The sequence below is a fragment of the Streptomyces sp. NBC_01232 genome (genome assembly GCF_035989885.1).
GTDB lineage: Bacteria > Actinomycetota > Actinomycetes > Streptomycetales > Streptomycetaceae > Streptomyces.
Genome location: NZ_CP108518.1, coordinates 7,553,267 through 7,567,817 on the forward strand (window position 1 = coordinate 7,553,267; position 14,551 = coordinate 7,567,817).

The 14,551-nt window shown below is 69.0% G+C and carries 19 protein-coding genes and 1 pseudogene; 10 read left to right on the forward strand and 10 right to left on the reverse strand.

Features of this window, described 5'->3' with window-relative positions; all coding sequences use genetic code 11:
• The first annotated feature begins 10 nt into the window (after nucleotides 1-10).
• From OG444_RS34790 to OG444_RS34800, 3 genes are all read left to right on the forward strand, one after another.
• Nucleotides 11-1,057 (forward strand): fatty acid desaturase family protein, encoded by a 1,047-nt coding sequence (locus OG444_RS34790; protein ID WP_327265840.1) that lies wholly within the window; start codon nucleotides 11-13, stop codon nucleotides 1,055-1,057.
• Nucleotides 1,058-1,869: 812 nt separating this feature from the next.
• Nucleotides 1,870-2,547 carry a hypothetical protein gene (locus tag OG444_RS34795; RefSeq protein WP_327265841.1) on the forward strand — a complete coding sequence of 226 codons (678 nt, stop codon included), beginning with the start codon at nucleotides 1,870-1,872 and terminating at the stop codon, nucleotides 2,545-2,547.
• A 3-nt stretch (nucleotides 2,548-2,550) separates the two neighbouring features.
• A complete protein-coding gene (locus OG444_RS34800; protein WP_327265842.1) occupies nucleotides 2,551-3,141 on the forward strand; it encodes a peptide ligase PGM1-related protein in 591 nt (196 codons plus the stop codon).
• 66 nt (nucleotides 3,142-3,207) lie between these two features.
• Here the strand turns inward: OG444_RS34800 and OG444_RS34805 are convergent, their stop codons facing one another.
• Nucleotides 3,208-3,576, reverse strand: coding sequence for a PRC-barrel domain-containing protein (locus OG444_RS34805; protein ID WP_327265843.1), 369 nt, complete (start codon nucleotides 3,574-3,576; stop codon nucleotides 3,208-3,210).
• A gap of 366 nt (nucleotides 3,577-3,942) precedes the next feature.
• Nucleotides 3,943-4,104 carry a hypothetical protein gene (locus tag OG444_RS34810; protein WP_030302035.1) on the reverse strand — a complete coding sequence of 54 codons (162 nt, stop codon included), beginning with the start codon at nucleotides 4,102-4,104 and terminating at the stop codon, nucleotides 3,943-3,945.
• Nucleotides 4,105-4,324: 220 nt separating this feature from the next.
• Between OG444_RS34810 and OG444_RS34815 the strand changes: the two genes are divergently transcribed.
• Nucleotides 4,325-4,765, forward strand: coding sequence for a hypothetical protein (locus OG444_RS34815; RefSeq protein WP_327265844.1), 441 nt, complete (start codon nucleotides 4,325-4,327; stop codon nucleotides 4,763-4,765).
• A gap of 100 nt (nucleotides 4,766-4,865) precedes the next feature.
• Here OG444_RS34815 and OG444_RS34820 read toward each other — a convergent pair whose 3' ends face one another.
• The gene (locus tag OG444_RS34820) at nucleotides 4,866-5,447 is read right to left on the reverse strand and encodes a DUF2231 domain-containing protein (protein ID WP_327265845.1); all 582 of its coding nucleotides are present in this window, start codon (nucleotides 5,445-5,447) and stop codon (nucleotides 4,866-4,868) included.
• A gap of 272 nt (nucleotides 5,448-5,719) precedes the next feature.
• Here OG444_RS34820 and OG444_RS34825 point away from each other — a divergent pair, with 272 nt between their 5' ends.
• Both OG444_RS34825 and OG444_RS34830 read left to right on the forward strand, forming a co-directional pair.
• The gene (locus OG444_RS34825) at nucleotides 5,720-6,034 is read left to right on the forward strand and encodes a hypothetical protein (protein ID WP_327265846.1); all 315 of its coding nucleotides are present in this window, start codon (nucleotides 5,720-5,722) and stop codon (nucleotides 6,032-6,034) included.
• The gene (locus OG444_RS34830; protein WP_327265847.1) at nucleotides 6,031-6,297 is read left to right on the forward strand and encodes a DUF4235 domain-containing protein; all 267 of its coding nucleotides are present in this window, start codon (nucleotides 6,031-6,033) and stop codon (nucleotides 6,295-6,297) included. Before OG444_RS34825 ends, OG444_RS34830 begins: the two co-directional genes overlap by 4 nt.
• Nucleotides 6,298-6,464: 167 nt before the next feature.
• On the opposite strand, the gene OG444_RS34835 is transcribed toward OG444_RS34830, so the two are convergent.
• Nucleotides 6,465-6,629: a hypothetical protein gene (locus tag OG444_RS34835; RefSeq protein ID WP_327265848.1), complete on the reverse strand. Its 165-nt coding sequence runs from the start codon at nucleotides 6,627-6,629 to the stop codon at nucleotides 6,465-6,467.
• A 107-nt stretch (nucleotides 6,630-6,736) separates the two neighbouring features.
• Nucleotides 6,737-6,970, reverse strand: a complete 234-nt coding sequence (locus tag OG444_RS34840; RefSeq protein ID WP_327265849.1) for a DUF6479 family protein — start codon at nucleotides 6,968-6,970, stop codon at nucleotides 6,737-6,739.
• A 310-nt stretch (nucleotides 6,971-7,280) separates the two neighbouring features.
• Here OG444_RS34840 and OG444_RS34845 point away from each other — a divergent pair, with 310 nt between their 5' ends.
• A complete protein-coding gene (locus OG444_RS34845) occupies nucleotides 7,281-7,640 on the forward strand; it encodes a hemerythrin domain-containing protein (protein ID WP_442810697.1) in 360 nt (119 codons plus the stop codon).
• 151 nt (nucleotides 7,641-7,791) lie between these two features.
• Here the strand turns inward: OG444_RS34845 and OG444_RS34850 are convergent.
• The 5 genes and pseudogenes from OG444_RS34850 to OG444_RS34870 all read right to left on the reverse strand — a co-directional run.
• Nucleotides 7,792-8,166 (reverse strand): annotated as a pseudogene (locus tag OG444_RS34850) (cysteine hydrolase family protein); the annotation flags it as partial.
• Between the two features lie 270 nt (nucleotides 8,167-8,436).
• Nucleotides 8,437-9,756: an alcohol dehydrogenase catalytic domain-containing protein gene (locus OG444_RS34855; RefSeq protein WP_327265850.1), complete on the reverse strand. Its 1,320-nt coding sequence runs from the start codon at nucleotides 9,754-9,756 to the stop codon at nucleotides 8,437-8,439.
• Between the two features lie 206 nt (nucleotides 9,757-9,962).
• Nucleotides 9,963-11,114 carry an FUSC family protein gene (locus OG444_RS34860; protein ID WP_327265851.1) on the reverse strand — a complete coding sequence of 384 codons (1,152 nt, stop codon included), beginning with the start codon at nucleotides 11,112-11,114 and terminating at the stop codon, nucleotides 9,963-9,965.
• 72 nt (nucleotides 11,115-11,186) lie between these two features.
• Nucleotides 11,187-11,591, reverse strand: a complete 405-nt coding sequence (locus OG444_RS34865; protein ID WP_442810698.1) for a DUF1622 domain-containing protein — start codon at nucleotides 11,589-11,591, stop codon at nucleotides 11,187-11,189.
• Nucleotides 11,592-11,711: 120 nt separating this feature from the next.
• The gene (locus tag OG444_RS34870; protein WP_327265853.1) at nucleotides 11,712-12,482 is read right to left on the reverse strand and encodes a VOC family protein; all 771 of its coding nucleotides are present in this window, start codon (nucleotides 12,480-12,482) and stop codon (nucleotides 11,712-11,714) included.
• A gap of 416 nt (nucleotides 12,483-12,898) precedes the next feature.
• On the opposite strand from OG444_RS34870, the gene OG444_RS34875 reads away from it, so the two are divergent.
• From OG444_RS34875 to OG444_RS34885, 3 genes are read left to right on the forward strand one after another with little or no spacing between them, the layout of a single operon-like run.
• A complete protein-coding gene (locus OG444_RS34875) occupies nucleotides 12,899-13,555 on the forward strand; it encodes a HemK2/MTQ2 family protein methyltransferase (protein WP_327267025.1) in 657 nt (218 codons plus the stop codon).
• Nucleotides 13,539-13,796, forward strand: coding sequence for a CDGSH iron-sulfur domain-containing protein (locus OG444_RS34880; RefSeq protein ID WP_327265854.1), 258 nt, complete (start codon nucleotides 13,539-13,541; stop codon nucleotides 13,794-13,796). Before OG444_RS34875 ends, OG444_RS34880 begins: the two co-directional genes overlap by 17 nt.
• Nucleotides 13,796-14,533: an iron-containing redox enzyme family protein gene (locus OG444_RS34885; RefSeq protein WP_327265855.1), complete on the forward strand. Its 738-nt coding sequence runs from the start codon at nucleotides 13,796-13,798 to the stop codon at nucleotides 14,531-14,533. The genes OG444_RS34880 and OG444_RS34885 overlap by 1 nt, the downstream gene beginning before the upstream one ends.
• Nucleotides 14,534-14,551 lie beyond the last annotated feature (18 nt).

Here is a 14,551-nt window from a genome sequence, read left to right on the forward strand (position 1 = left end):
ACCCCTGATCATGAATTTCTCCCAGACGGTGCGTCCTCCTCCTGTACGGGCGGAGTCGGGGAGCGACTTCGCACGACTCTCCCGGAAGATCCAGGAGGCGGGTCTCATGGCCCGGCGCCCCGGGTACTACGCACTGCGCATCGCGGCCGTGACGGCCCTGTACGCCGCCGGGTGGACGGCCTTCGTCCTGATCGGCGACAGCTGGTGGACGCCAATGGCGGCTGCCTTCCTTGCTTTCGTGTTCGGGCAGGTGGCCCTGCTCGCGCACGACCTCGCCCACCGGCAGGTGTTCCGACTGCGCAAAGCCAGCGAGGTGTCCGGGCGCATCGCCGGCAACTTCGGCATCGGCATGGGATACGGCTGGTGGCAGGACAAGCACACACGGCACCACGCCAACCCCAACCACGAGGACCTCGATCCCGACCTCGACCCGGACATCCTCGTCTGGACGCAGGACCAGGCCCGCACGGCCAGAGGACTGCCGCGGCTGCTCGGCCGATCGCAGGCCTACCTCTTCTTCCCGCTACTCCTGCTGGAGGGGTTCAACCTGCACGTGTCCGGGGTGCGGTCGCTGTTCGACCGCTCGCTCAAGCACCGGGTGTGGGAGGGGGTCCTGCTTGCCGCTCACATCGCCGCCTACCTCGGCGCGCTGTTCCTGGTGCTGCCGCCGGGCAAGGCGGTCGTGTTCCTCCTCGTCCACCAGTGCCTCTTCGGCGTCTACCTCGGCTCGATCTTCGCCCCGAACCACAAGGGCATGCCGGTCCTGCGGGGTGACGAGCGGCCCGACTTCCTCAGGCGTCAGGTCCTGACCTCCCGGGACGTTCGCGGCGGCCGGTTCACCGACATCGTCCTGGGCGGTCTCAACTACCAGATCGAGCACCACCTCTTCCCGAGCATGCCCAGCCTCCACCTGCGCAGGGCCCAGACCATTGTCCGCGCGTACTGCCAGGAGCTCGGGGTCAGCTACTTGGAGACCAGCCTGGTCACCTCCTACCGGCAGACCCTCGCCAGCCTCCACGCGGCCGGAGCCCCACTCAGAGCGCCGCAGACCACCTGACTGCCGCCACGGACCCCGACAGGGACGCGGGACACCGTTCCACCCCGGTCTCGGGCAGGCCGTGGCCGCCGAGGGCCCACCCCTTCGACAGCGTCCTCAGCACAATCCCTCCCGATCACCGTTGAACCCCCATCACCGTCCGACGCGCTCCACTGCTCCGGTCGCAATGCGCCAGGGGGTACCTCGCGGCTCCGTCAACATGTAGCGGGCACATTCGTGACCCAGGGGCAGAGGCGGCGTTAAGGAGTCTGCCGTCGCCGACCGACCCCCGCTCGGCGCGCGACGGCTTCCCGGCGTTGGGGCCCTGCCAGGACGCCCGCCGCCGGGACATCTCTCTCCAGCAGTGGGGGTTTGGCGTGGAGCGACCGCGGACGGCGCCCGGGCGGCAGCTGCCCCGTGAAGGTCACCCGATTGGACGTGAAGGGGTGCCAAGGAGCTTGGTGCGGCGGAGGCTTGGCCCATGGCCGCCCAGCTGATCATCTACCCGCCCCGACCAGCAGGGCTGGCGACGTGTCCGCTACGGCGTTGTTGCCATCGGAGTGGCGCATCGGCCTGCCGATGTTCGAGCCCTTCTCGCCGCGGCCGGTATGGAGAACGCCGAGGGTGTCGACCTCACCGACCCTGACTTTGTGGAGGGGCGGGGGGCCGGTCCCGAGGCGGGGGAACCGTTTCCCCGACCTGCCTCCCTGGTCTGTTCGGATGTGCCGGGGGATGCGGCTCCCCCTCCTGGGCCCGGCCGCGCCCGGAATGGGCTGAGCAGGGGATCTCAGGCTGACCGTGGACGGCCGTGCGGCGACCAGAGGCGCAGAGCGGTGACGGAGACGGGCCCGATCGTCGTTTTCGCGAACTTCCTCTCGGACTTGGCGGTGGACCTCGACGAGGGTCAGATGCTGACGACGTGGGCGCCGCGGAAGGCGTGGCTGCTGCGGCCGGGGGACGTGTTCGTCACTCCCGTGCCGCTGAGCCGGGAGTTCCTGCGGTACGTGTACGACCTGACCGGGGTGCCCCCGGAATCGGTGGCGGTCGTCGAGGTGCCCCCCGCCGGAGCCGTTCCGCTGGCGCGGGCGGTGCGCGAGGCTGGCCTCGTCGAGCAGGTCCGGGCTCTCGCCGGTGACCGGGGCGCGGCGCTGCTGCCGACGGCGTTGGACGCGTCGGCGATCGCGTTCGCCCGGGACATCGGCATCGACGTCCACCCGTATCCCACGGTCGAGGCCGCAGAGGCCGCCCTGAGGACGACCATGCTGCTCAACACGAAGACCAGATTCCGCGAGACGGCCGAGCAACTGGGCATGCGGCTGCCGACGGGCCGGATGTGCCGACGCCCCGAGGTGGAAGGCGCGGCGCGCGATCTCCTGCGGGATCACGAGCGTGTCGTGGTGAAGCCCGACCGTTCGGCCGGAGGGCACGGGATGCGCTTCGTGTCCCGCGACGACCTGCGTGGCGGGGCGAGCCTGATGCTCGACACGGTCGGGGGGCCCGAGGGCCTGTGAGTAGTGGAGGAGTGCCTCGACGTCGCCGAGTCGGTCAGCATCCAGCTGGAAGTCTCCGCCTCCGGGACGCGCGCGCTCTTCAGCGGTGCGATGCGCACGGTTCAGGGCTCCCTCACGGGATACGCCTCTCCGCTGCCGCCGTCCGGAGCGCCCGTGGCCGACGCGCTGGAGGAGTGGGGGGCGGCCCTGGGGCGTCACCTGGCCGATCACGGCTACGCCGGGCCCTTCGGGCTCGACGCGCTGGTGGACACCGAGGGTGTCGCGTACGCGAGTGAGAGCAACATCCGCCGTACGGCCACCACCACACCCCACGCCATGGTCACCCGGCTGACTGCGGGATCGGCCGCGCCGCCCCCGGCATGGTCGGTGGCGAAGGGCTCGACCCGGACCCCCATGGACTTCGATGAGGCGCTCGCCCGGCTGCGCGCTTCCCGCCTTGGGTTCGACCCGGATCGCGGCGAGGGCGTGGTGCTGTACGCGGACGTGCCGCCCGACGGCCGGTCCTGGAGGTACGCGGTGATTGCCAGGAGTGCCGGGCACGTGGAGGAGCAGGAAACCGTCTTGGTGGAGGTCCTCGAATTCGAGGGTGGCTGAGCAGCATGATGCCGGGCCCGGCACCCAGGAAGGGTGCCGGGCCCGGCATCATGCTGCGGGACGGGATCAGGCGGGGCGGCCGCCGAAGGGGGCGCCGGGGCCGTAGTAGGTGCCCAGCTCGTCGCGGTAGCCCGCGTCGCCGAGGTGCTTGTCGCGGTGGAACTCGGGGGCGTCCTTGATCTGGCCCCTGGTCCGGTCGACGAAGACCTTCCGCTCCTCCGGGTCGATGCTGACCACGGTGCTCGCCGGCAGCAGGACCTCCTTGCCGAAGATCCAGACACCGGTGTCGACCACCAGGTAGGCGTCACCGACCTCGTCGGAGTGCTTGTCGACCTTGCCGATGCTGCCGTCGGTCGCCTCGACCTTGTAGCCGGTCAGATCCGTACCGGCCAGGTGGCCCGAGGTCGGCTGGTAACTCCACACATGCTCAGTCACGCGAAAAACAACTCCTCCGGTCAATGGAGGACGACGGCGAAATGCTTCTACGCCGACCCTCCTTGTTCCGTACGTCGTGCTCGGCGGATGTGCTGCGTACCGCCTGGACTTCACCTGCCCCGCCTTTGCGACTTCACGCACCCGGATTGAATACGGGACCGGAGCGGCCGTCGATCATTGGAGGTGAGCAGGTTCCCTGCTGCATCACGGCGACCGTCCCGGCTGCCGTCCGGATTCCCTCTATATGCGCCGCTATTCGTTCCGTGTCGGTGACGGCTCGTCTACAACGACATGGCGGTGGCCGGTCACCCTAAGAAGGAGTGACCGGCCACCGCCATGCAGTGTCAGAACTGCGCTGTCGTACGGCTACCAGCGGTACCAGCGGCCGCTACCGCCCTTGGGCCGGGCGACGAAACCGATCAGCCACAGGATCAGGACTGCGATAGCCACCCACCAGAGAATCTTCACCGCGAAACCTGCGCCGAAGAGGATCAGGACCAGCAGAAGAACGAGAAGCAGGGGAACCATAGTTATCAACCTCCGAAGCACCGTCTGCCCGACCGCATCCAGGAAATGCGTTCGATTCTTATGTGTTTTTTATCCCGGTGGCTGGGCAGGAGATCTTGCCTGCATTCCACGAGCCCGCTTCGGCGGAGCCACCTCGGAGCCGATGCATCCGGGGAGACCTTCTTACGCTGGTTGGCCCAATCGCCCCACCGGAGAGGCGTCCTTCGGGCACAACATCCCCATGGACAGCAATCAGGAGATGGATCCGGCACACCGAGTTCCGGACGCGGTCGACGAGAAGACGGTGCGTGCTCTGGGTGTGCTTTCGAAGGCCCTCGAGACCACGGAGCGGGCCCGTGGCCACCTCTACGGGTTCCATCAGCTGACCGGGACGGCGGACTTCGAGCTCGGCGACGCGGCGCGACTCTTGCGGGAGGCGGGCTACGAGGAGCAGGCTGCCCGGGTCGAGCGCGAGATCGTGGGCCGCAACGTCATCCCGGGTCATTGGACGTTCCAGATCATCGAGGCTTACAACTCCACGTACTACCAGCCCTTCGCTGCGGTGGAACGCGCAATCGTCGACGAGGTGGCCGGCGGGCGCGACCACCTCCTGGAGGCCCGCCTCAAAACGCTTCGCCGCACCCCCCACCATCCTGACCACACCGCAACGCCCCCCTCCTGAATGACGGCCCGGCCCGGCGAAGGATCCGGGGAGGCCTACCGGAGCTCAGCTTCGATCGGGGCTCATCAGGGCGTACGGAGCGGGTGCGCAAAGGCCTCCCTCACGTTGCGGCGTGCGCTCCTACGGCCTGCCGGTAGGCCACGTGTCCGCCCAGCGCGCCGCTGACGGCTACGGCAGCCAGCCCGCCCAGGGCCCACAGCCGGCCCTTCGCCGAGCGGCTGCGGAGCCGTGCGGTCAGGGACGCGGTGTAGCAGGCCACCGCGGCGACATTGGAGGCCGCGTGGACCAGGCCGACCCGGGCCTGCTCGGGCGGCAGGTCCGCCCAGTCCGCCCAGCCGGCGACCGCGGCCGGTGCGACACCGGCCAGTCCGACGGCCGTCAGGGTGGCCGTCGCATGGTGTGTACCGGGCACGAAGTCGAGTACCGAGGCCGACAGCCAGCATCCGATGGGTACCTGCACCAGCACGGGGTGCACGGGGTGGCCCAGCGGTCTGCCGCGCAGCAGATCGCGCATGCCGCCCAGGGGGAGGGAGCGGATTCCCCGCTGCAGCGCCCTGATGGCCGGATCGGCCACTGTCGTCCGTTCGAGCCGGTCCAGGGTCTTCAGCCAGCATGCTGAGGCAGTGTCGAGGGCCGTGGTCGGCCCGTCCGTGGGAGAGGTGTTGCGGGTGCGTGAGTTCATACACGACGCCTACCCGCTGCCACGCTGCCATCCCGGCCTGGCGCCGACTGCACCCGAACGACAGGCCCGCCGACGGGCCGTGGTCTCTTCATCGCAGTCCTGCTGCGAAGGCCCGCGCAGAGCTCTTGCTCGTGGGGCGGGTGCTGGGGCCGTGCCGGGGTAAGCGCGGCGCAAGAAGGTCGAGCGCACTCGCGACGAGCTCAGCCAGACCGTCGAGGCTCTGGCAGCCAAGGCCGACAAGCAAGGCCCGAACCAAGGAGAAGACCGCCGTCATGAAGCAGCAAACCGTCGAAAAGGCTTCCCTCATCGCCGACCAGATCCGCGAGAAGGCGGAACAAGCCGCCCGGCTGGTGCGGGACAGTACCCCCGACTCGGTCCTGGGCAAGACCGCCCAGGCCGCCACGCAGGTGTGGGACGGCGCGACCCGCGCCGGACAGTACGCGGCGGACATGACCCCCGACCCGCTGCTCGAGAGGGCCGACCAAGCTGCGAGGGCCACACGAGGCAACCGCACTCCGCTCCTGGTCGCCGGCGCTGTGATCATCGCCCTCGTGCTGGTGCGTCGCAGCCGCGCACGTCGCCGATGAAGGCCTCCGGCGCTGCCTACAAGCATGTCGGATTCCTCCTCGGGGCGGCGAGCGGCATGGTCGCGGGGGCCGTGTTCAAGCAGGCTTGGAAGATCATCGAAGGTGAGGGTGATGCCCCGGACGCCACTGACGAAGACCGCACGTGGACGCAGATCCTGCTCGCCGCTGCGATTCAGGGAGCGATCTTCGCCGTGGTCAAGTCGTCGGTCGAGCGATCGGGCGCAGTGGCCATACGTCGTGTGACCGGAGCCTGGCCGGGCTGACCCACCGGCGGTGCCGGTCCTCTTCCCCGATCAGGCCGGCGCCGCCCGGACCGTCCAGCACCCCCGCCTTCACCGGAGATGGTGACTCACCATGGCTGAACGTGCGCTCGGGGCGCGGCCGGGCGGCCACGCCGACACCTCGGAGCCCTGCCGGGTGGGCGGACGCTTCAGTCGATCTGGCCCTGGGTGATGACCTGGATTTCGTTGGTCTCCTCGTTCCGCACCCGGTACACCGCATGCGGGCCCTCGTCGCGGATCTCCTCGATCCGCCCCTTCTGCGGATCCGGCCGCCCGTCGTGATAGGTGATGCGGTCGTTCTCTCCGTGCGTCATTTTTCCTCCGGTGACGTCTCTTCTTCTCGCAACTGAACGAGACTGCGGGTCCCTGATATCCATCTGGCCATTCCGGGTCCACGGATCAGTGGGTCCGGCCCGTCCACTCAAGGCCGGGGATACTCTTGGTCCTTTTGATCGCGCGCATGCTCTTCCGGGGTCTGCCAGGAGTCCGCGCGGCTTTGTGCGACGGGATTCTGCTCGGTCGGCGGTACTTCGCGGCGCCTGCGCCGGCTCCCGTACCAGAAGGCACCGATCAGGAGGATGACCAGGACCACTCCGGCGAAGATGAGGAAGAGCGAGGCCTGGCCGTCGGCCGCGAGCGTGTCGATAGCTGTCATGCGCGGCCCCTACCCGCGATCCGTGGACATACCAGCAGTCGAACGGGTTTATACCGACTGTGCGCCTGCCAGGCCCTGGCTCGTTACCCACGGACGGCGCAGGCATGTCGCCCAATCTGGCCAATCCCTCGTCCTGGGCGAGCACTACAAGCGGCGGCCGGGTGAACGGGCGTGGGGTGGCCGGCCGCGCCGCCTGTAGTGCGAAGTCTGGAGGCGTTGGCGGACGGAATCGTTCTGCTCAAGGAAGACCACAAGACGGTCGAGAAGTTGTTCAAGCAGTTCGAGAAGGCCGGCGACGATCGCCGACCAGGTGATCGAGAAGCTGACCACGCACACCTGGATCGAGGAGAAGATCTTCTACCCGGCGGCCCGTGAAGCGGCACCCGACACGAAGGACCATGTCCTGGAGAGCATCGAGGAGCATCACGTCGTGCTGTGGATGCAGTCGGAGCTCAAGGATCTGGACGCGGCCGACGAGCGGTTCGACGCAAAGATGAGCGTGCTGATGGAGAACGTCCGCCACCACGTCGAGGAAGAGGAGAAGGAGTGGTTCCCCGATGTCCGCAAGGCCATGGGTCGTAACCGCCTCGCTGAACTCGGCGAACAGATGGAGGCGGCGAAGAAGAGGGCGCCGGGCGAGCCCCTGGCTGTTCCGAGCGCCAAGCACTGAACGTGGGCCCGATCGGATCGTTCAGGCGGGCGAGCCCGGCGACCGGCGCGGGGGTGAATTCGCCGAACATTGGTCCAACCCGGGCAAGGCTCAATGCCGCGGACCATTGAGGGGCGGGACGCTCCCGCCCGCGCGTGATGGCGCTGCTTCTTCAGTTGCAGGCCTCTGTCGCGGGCACGATGCGGGCCGCCATGTTGATCTCCATCATGGTCAGGGCGGCGTCTGCCAGGTCCGAGCGGATGTGGGCGACGGCATCGCGAGCGATGGTGACGGACAGGTGCCTGATGTCGGCGTCGAGGGCGGAGTACATCACGCACTGCTCCGTCACCTGCCCGCACAGTACGAGATGGTCGACGCCCAGTGTTCCCAACAGGTAGGCGAGGGACGTTTCGTAGAAGGCGGAGTGGCGTGCCTTGACGATGAAGTAGGAATCCTCGTCCGGCCGTACAGGTTCGACCAAGCCGGCGTGGGGGCCGGCCAAGGCGGCTTCGAGGATCTCCCCGTGGTGGGAACGCCATTTCCCGAAGCGAGCCCGAGGCAGACACCGCACCACCGGTTCGAACGGGTTTCTTGGGCAGCCCGCAGCAGGCCCCGAGCCGTGAAGGCTATGTAGGCGAAGACGAAGAGCGGATTTCCGTGAATCTGGGCATCGGTGCTTGATGGGACCCTTCAGAAATGTTGGTGGCAACTGGCACCACTCGTTCGGGCGTGGGACTTGTGGCGGCTCGGGTGATGAACTGACGGGTGCTGTCCGGGTACGGCTCCGCCGGCCCGCGTACGACCCAGCCTGTGGTGATCAATGCTTGAGGGCCCGCTCCAGCTGTTGCTTGTTCATGTGCGAACGGCCTTCGATGCCCTGAGCCTTGGCCTCCTGGCGCAGCTCTTCCACGGTGTGCCCGGAGGACCCCCCCGTGGCGCGGCTGCCTCGCTTGTCGGCGGATGCCCGGCGGCTACTGCCGTTGGTGCCGTTGGGGTGGAGGACGACCTTGGTCCAGCCGTCGTCGCGGTTGTCGAAGTGTTCGTAGGCCGATGAGGCCTCGTCGAGGCCGAGTTCGTGGGAGACGAGGAAGCTGGGCTCGGCCCTGCCGCCGGCGATCAGGTCACGCAGGGCCCGGTTGTAGCGCTTGACGGGTGCCTGGCCGGTGCCGATGCGCTGGCCCTTGAACCAGAGCATGCCGAAGTCCAGCGGTACCTTTCCCTGGGCTTCGAGCTCGCCCTGGGCCTCGGCGCCTCCGGGGTCCTCGGGCAGGAACACGCCGACGACGCCGATTCCACCGGTGAACCGGACCGAGTCGATCAGCCCGTTCATCGTCAAGGTGGCGTCCTCGTGCCCCTGCGGGTCGTGGGCCTGGTAGCCGACGCACTCGCAGCCGTTGTCCGCACCCAGCCCGAGGGTCGCTTCCTTGACCACCTCGGCCGGATCCTGCTCGGCGGTGTTGATGGCGATGGCGCCGATCTCTTCGGCGATCCGGAGCCGATCGGGCTGGTGGTCGGCGACCCATACACGGCCGGCGCCCTTGAGGATCGCCGAGTAAGCGGCCATGAGGCCGACCGGACCGGCGCCGTAGACGATCGTCTGGTCACCGGGCTTGACGCCCGCCATCTCGGTGGCGTGATAGCCCGTGGGGAAGATGTCCGCCAGCATCACGTAGTCGAGCTGGCGCTCGGCGGCGTCCTCGCCCAGGCGCAGGGCGTTGAAGTCGCCGTACGGGACCCACAGCAGCTCTGCCTGGCCGCCCTGGTACGGGCCCATCTCGGCGAAGCCGTACGCGGCGCCGGCCATGTCCGGCTTGGGCTGCATGGTCAGGCAGTAGTTGGTGAGGCCCTGTTCGCACTGCTTGCAGAAGCCGCAGGCGATGTTGAAGGGCAGCACCACCCAGTCTTCGCCCTTGATCTTGCTGACGGCATCGCCCACCTCGACGACCTGGCCGAGGTTCTCGTGGCCGAGGGTCCGGCCCGTCTCGAAGGAGGTCCGGCCTTCGTACATGTGGAGGTCGGAGCCGCAGATGTTGGTGGTGGTGATCTTCACCAGGATGTCGCCGGGGTGCTCGATCTTCGCGTCGGGGACGTCCTTGACCGTCACCGTCCGCGGTCCTTCGTACACTGCCGCTTTCATGGTCGTTCCTTGCCGACGCCACGCTTCACCGGACGCTTCACGGCGGGTGGTGGCACCTTTGTGGGGTGTTGGCGCGGTCAGTCCTACGGGCGACTCGATCGCGGGGCGGCGTCCGGCTGCCTCGGCGGCCGACGCCTCTCTTGTCGCGCCTACCCCGCCCCCCGCTCACCTCACACCACGCCGGGACCATGGGGGAGTGAAGGACCTCAGGTCCTGGCGCGGATCTGCTGGCCCGACCGGAGATCGGCCAGGAGGCGGCCGGCATCCGTGAGGAGCGTGCCCTGCAAGGCGTGTGCGGCCGGGGAGGCTTCCGGGGTGGTCCGTTCCTGCTGTTGCACACGGTCGAGTTCTGCGGCCGCTTCGTCGATCCTCGCGTCGAGGAGCTCCGGATCGGTGGGAGACGCCTGGCCCATCTCCTCCATCACCGTGCCCACGGCGCGCAGGACAGCGCTGAAGCCGGGCCGGAAAGCGGCGGGGAGATTCCCGAGTTCGCCGCTGCCGAGGGCGTAGTCCAAGGCCCGGGACATGGAACGGAGGTGGTCCATGCTGCGTTCGGCGACGGTGATTGCCTCCCGAGCGCGGGGGAGGACCTCACCGGATCCGCTGATGGCCGGGCGCGGGTTCATACGGCCGTTTTCGATTTCGGCTTCGATGGTGTGGCGGATGCGCTCACACTCGGCGGACAGGCTGCGCCAGTCGCGGCGCCACTGGCGCAGGTGATCCCGGTCGGGATCGTCCGCTTCGAGGGTGTCGGCGAGGTCGTCGAGGCGCCGGGACATGGTGCTGTAGAGGCCGGTGACGGCTTGCTGACGGTGGTGGGTGTGCCGGGCGGGAGCGAGGACGAGATGGGCGGCGAGGCCGCAGAGCGCCCCGATGCCCACGGACGCGACCAGGTGGCCGATGTAGTCGATCTGTCCCTGGCCGGAGGAGAACGCGAAGAAGCCGACGATGGCTACTTGGAGGCCCTGCTGGCCGAAGCGCCGGATCCTGCCGATGCAGAGCGCGATCAGGGTGAGAAAGGCGAATGTCCAGCCGTGGATACCGGCCACGGCCGCCAGGGTGGCGGCGAGCGTGACTCCCGCTGCCATGGCCACCACGTACTGGAGGCAGTCCCGGACCGACCGGTACACGGTCGCCTGAAGCGCCACCAGCGCGGTGAACGGCGCGAACGTCGAAACTGCAGGCGGTAGCAGGTACCGCGCGAGGATCCACGCCGCCATCGCCGCGACCACGGTCTTGGCGACCAGCAGCACCTGGTCCCGCTCGCTCCCGGCTCCCCGCACCGCGCGCCGCAGATAGTCGGCTTGCTCTGTGGCCGCCGACCAGATCCTTCGCGCCGCTTCCACCCCTCCGGGCAAGATCGACCACCTCCGATGCGCGCCTGCCCCGCAAGCTGCGATCAACGCTCAGATCCGCGTCACAAAGGGCCTTCAGGGAGCTGCGAGGCGAGGCTCGGACCCTTTGCGGTCCTGTTCGATCTCGGCCCGCTCCTCCGCGATTTCCCGGGTCAGGAAGAAGTTCAGGAGGGTCCGGATCACGGCGATGGCAGCCAACTGCCCGATCTCCGTAAAGCCGGGGGCGACGGCGGTGCGCAGCACATCACCCGCGAGCTGGAATTCCAGTCCCAGAACGAGGAAGCGCCCCAGGCTCAACCGGATCTTGTTGAACTCACCGATGAGCGATCGCCTGCGGAGCCCGGTCGAGGCGAAGCGGGCGAACGCCCACAGCGCACCGGTGAAGATGATCAGTGCGCCGGCGGCCTCGATCACACGGACGAGCCATCCGATCAGCTCCTGAACCTCGGACTCGGACAGTAGGTCTACGGGCAGTGTCATTGCGCCCGTCTACCCGGCCGCAGCCGTTGCACGGGCGATCCGCGGCACGAGACTCAGCTCACGCCGGAACCTTCTGCGCTTAGCCTCCCCACGCGGCATCCCGGCGTGCAAAGGGCGGTGTCATCCTTGTGGTGCCAGCACTGTGAACAGGGCGCCCTCCGGGTCGCGGAGGGCGGCCCACCGGCTGGCGCTTGAGGTCTCCACTGGAGAGGCGATGCTTCCTCCTGCCGTGGTGGCCGCCTCGACCGCGGCCTCCAGGTCGGGTACCCGGAAGTGGACGTGCCACCGAGGTCGCACGTGTGGGTCGGGGTCTGTGTCCACCGCTCCGCCACTGATCCGTGCCACCGTGTTGTCTCCGTGGCGCACGACGACGTGATCGTGTTCGTAGGCCGGTACGCAGGATGTGGGCGATTCGCCGGCCCAGTCCAGGACCTCCCCGTAGAAGATGGCGGCGGCGAAGGCGTCGCGGGTGCGGAGTTCCAGCCAGGCGGGAGCGGCGCCGCGGCCCACCCCCCAATCCCTGAAGATTCCGCCCTGCCAGAGCCCGAAGACAGCCCCGTCGGGGTCCGCGGCCAGCACGGCCCGGCCCCGACGGAAGGACAGCGGGCCAACCGCGACGGTTGCGCCGCGCTCGCGGATACGTGCGGCGGTGACGTCGGCGTCGTCGACGGCGAAGTACGGCGTCCAGGCAGCGGGCAGCGATGGATTCTCCACGAAACCGGCCACGGGAGCACCGTCGCGAAAGGCGAAAGAGAACCACTCGCCACGTCGGGTCCGTCGGAACGTCCAGCCCATCACGGCACCGTAGAACCGCTGAGCAGAAGTGAGGTCCGCGGTCGTCAGACTCACCCAGCAGGGTGCGCCGGCGGCTTCATGACTTGACGTGGACACAGTTACGGGCCGCCCGCCTATCCTGCTGCTCACCTCGTACGAGACCTTCCCACCGTAGCTCGGTCGGAGGGTTCAGGCGGTGCGGTGGGGCGCCCCTCCGGCAAGCACCCTCCTCATCCACAGGCCTGCCAAGCTATCCCGCACCTATCCCGCACCTATTTCGAGATCGATTCGCATTCGATGCGCCATCTTGATGAGCGTCTTGGATCGAGAGGCGAATCTGCGCTTCTCAGGTCGACGTGCGGTCTGAGAAATGTTGGCGCCAATTTGGTCTGATCCTCCGAAGATCGACGCTCAATTGGATGGGGCGCACGGGTCAGGGCAGGTGCCGTACCTCAAGCAATCGCTGCGGCTCGCCGGCGGGCCGCGGTGAGACCGGAGGTACGGTGCCCAGTACTGCTCTTTCCGTGACCACGCTGCCCGGCGGCCTGGTGGCCCTGCCGGGCGTTTACCAGCCGCAGGCGGACACCAGGCTGCTGGCCGCGGCCCTCGCCGATGAGGACCTCGGGTCCCATACAGAGATCTTGGAGATCGGTACGGGCACCGGCGCCCTGGCGCTGCACGCCGCGACCAGGGGTGCCCGGGTCACGGCAGTCGACGTGTCCTGGTCCGCGGTGGCCACGGCCCGGCTGAACGCCTGGCTCCACCGTCTTCCGCTGCGTGTCCTGCACGGGGATTTCGAGGCTCGCGCCGCCGGACGGCACTTCGACGTCGTCTTCTCGAACCCTCCGTACGTCCCTGCTCCGGACAACCGACTGCCCTCGCGCGGGCCGGAGCAGGCCTGGGACGCCGGACTCGACGGGCGCGCGGTCATCGACCGGATCTGCGGGCGCGCCCCCGACCTGCTGCGGCCCCGCGGAGTCCTGTTGATGGTGCACTCGGGGATGTGCGGTGCCGAGGAGACCCTCGACCGGCTGGCGGGGGCAGGGCTGGCCGCTGAAGTGACGGCGACGGCATCCGTGCCGTGGGGTCCGGTCCTGCGGTCGCGGCGGTCCTGGCTGGAACAGCGGGGCCTGGCGGCCGAAGCCGAGGAGCGGGAAGAGTTGGTGGTCATCCGTGCCCGGCGCCCCTGACCGCGCCCGGTGCCCAGTCCCCGTCACCGCGGAGGTCCGCCGGGTGTCCGTCGAACCGCAGGGCCCGGTGCTGGTCGAGGGCCCCGTCGAGGTTGTCCTGGACGACGGGACGGTGGCCCGGTCCGACCGCTTCATGGTCGCGCTGTGCACCTGCCGCCGCAGTCGCACCTACCCGTGGTGCGACACCAGCCACCGCCGCCGCGAGAGGACCGCGACGCCGCCCGAGGACAGGAACCCGTGATGACCCCACCCAGCCCGACCGTCACCGACGCCACCACCACGGCAGGCGCCGCCGGCCCGCGCCTCGTCGCGGGCCCGGGCGAGCTGTCGGGCGCCGTGACGCGCGCCCTGCGATCGGGCACGGCGCCGGTGTACGCGCCCGGGGCCGTCCTGAAGGCGGACCCGTGGGGCGAGGACCTGCAACTGTCGCTCCACCTGCTGTACGAACTGCACTACCGCGGCTTCGACGGCGTGGACGGCGAACGCGAATGGGATCCGGACCTGCTGCGGCTGCGCCAGGCCCTGGAAGCCCGCTTCCTGCACGCCCTGCGCACCGAACTGTCCGACGCACCCCGGTCCGTCGAAGAGGCCTTCGCCCCGCTGCTCGTGACCGTCAACCTGATGTCCCTCTTCGGACTGCACCGGGCCCTGCGCGGAGCGCTCGTCGGTCACTTCGCGTGCGTCGAGGTCACCTCGTCGCCGGGGTCCCGCCGCCTGGCCAGGGCCATGCGGCGCTGCGGGGCGGGCCCCGCGGCCGAGCACTTCTACGCCGAGCACGTCGAGGCCGACGCCGTCCACGAGCAGGTGGTCCGCCACGAGGTCATCGGTGGCCTCCTCGCGGACGAACCGGATCTGGAGGGGGACGTCGCGTTCGGCTGCGCGGCGACCGTCCTGGTCGAGGACCGGCTCGCCGCCCACATCCGCGGGGCCTGGGATTCGGGCCGCAGCGCCCTGCGCACGGCCCTGCCGGAGCCCTGAGACCCCGCCAGGGCGGCG

What these genes read in the sequence shown, in the direction of transcription:
- OG444_RS34790 (WP_327265840.1), top strand. Translation starts at nt 11, where the DNA reads ATGAATTTCTCCCAGACGGTGCGTCCTCCTCCTGTACGGGCGGAGTCG.
- OG444_RS34810 (WP_030302035.1), bottom strand. Translation starts at nt 4,104, where the DNA reads ATGGTTCCCCTGCTTCTCGTTCTTCTGCTGGTCCTGATCCTCTTCGGC.
- OG444_RS34815 (WP_327265844.1), top strand. Translation starts at nt 4,325, where the DNA reads ATGGACAGCAATCAGGAGATGGATCCGGCACACCGAGTTCCGGACGCG.
- OG444_RS34820 (WP_327265845.1), bottom strand. Translation starts at nt 5,447, where the DNA reads ATGAACTCACGCACCCGCAACACCTCTCCCACGGACGGGCCGACCACG.
- OG444_RS34825 (WP_327265846.1), top strand. Translation starts at nt 5,720, where the DNA reads ATGAAGCAGCAAACCGTCGAAAAGGCTTCCCTCATCGCCGACCAGATC.
- OG444_RS34830 (WP_327265847.1), top strand. Translation starts at nt 6,031, where the DNA reads ATGAAGGCCTCCGGCGCTGCCTACAAGCATGTCGGATTCCTCCTCGGG.
- OG444_RS34835 (WP_327265848.1), bottom strand. Translation starts at nt 6,629, where the DNA reads ATGACGCACGGAGAGAACGACCGCATCACCTATCACGACGGGCGGCCG.
- OG444_RS34840 (WP_327265849.1), bottom strand. Translation starts at nt 6,970, where the DNA reads ATGACAGCTATCGACACGCTCGCGGCCGACGGCCAGGCCTCGCTCTTC.
- OG444_RS34855 (WP_327265850.1), bottom strand. Translation starts at nt 9,756, where the DNA reads ATGAAAGCGGCAGTGTACGAAGGACCGCGGACGGTGACGGTCAAGGAC.
- OG444_RS34865 (WP_442810698.1), bottom strand. Translation starts at nt 11,591, where the DNA reads ATGACACTGCCCGTAGACCTACTGTCCGAGTCCGAGGTTCAGGAGCTG.
- OG444_RS34885 (WP_327265855.1), top strand. Translation starts at nt 13,796, where the DNA reads ATGACCCCACCCAGCCCGACCGTCACCGACGCCACCACCACGGCAGGC.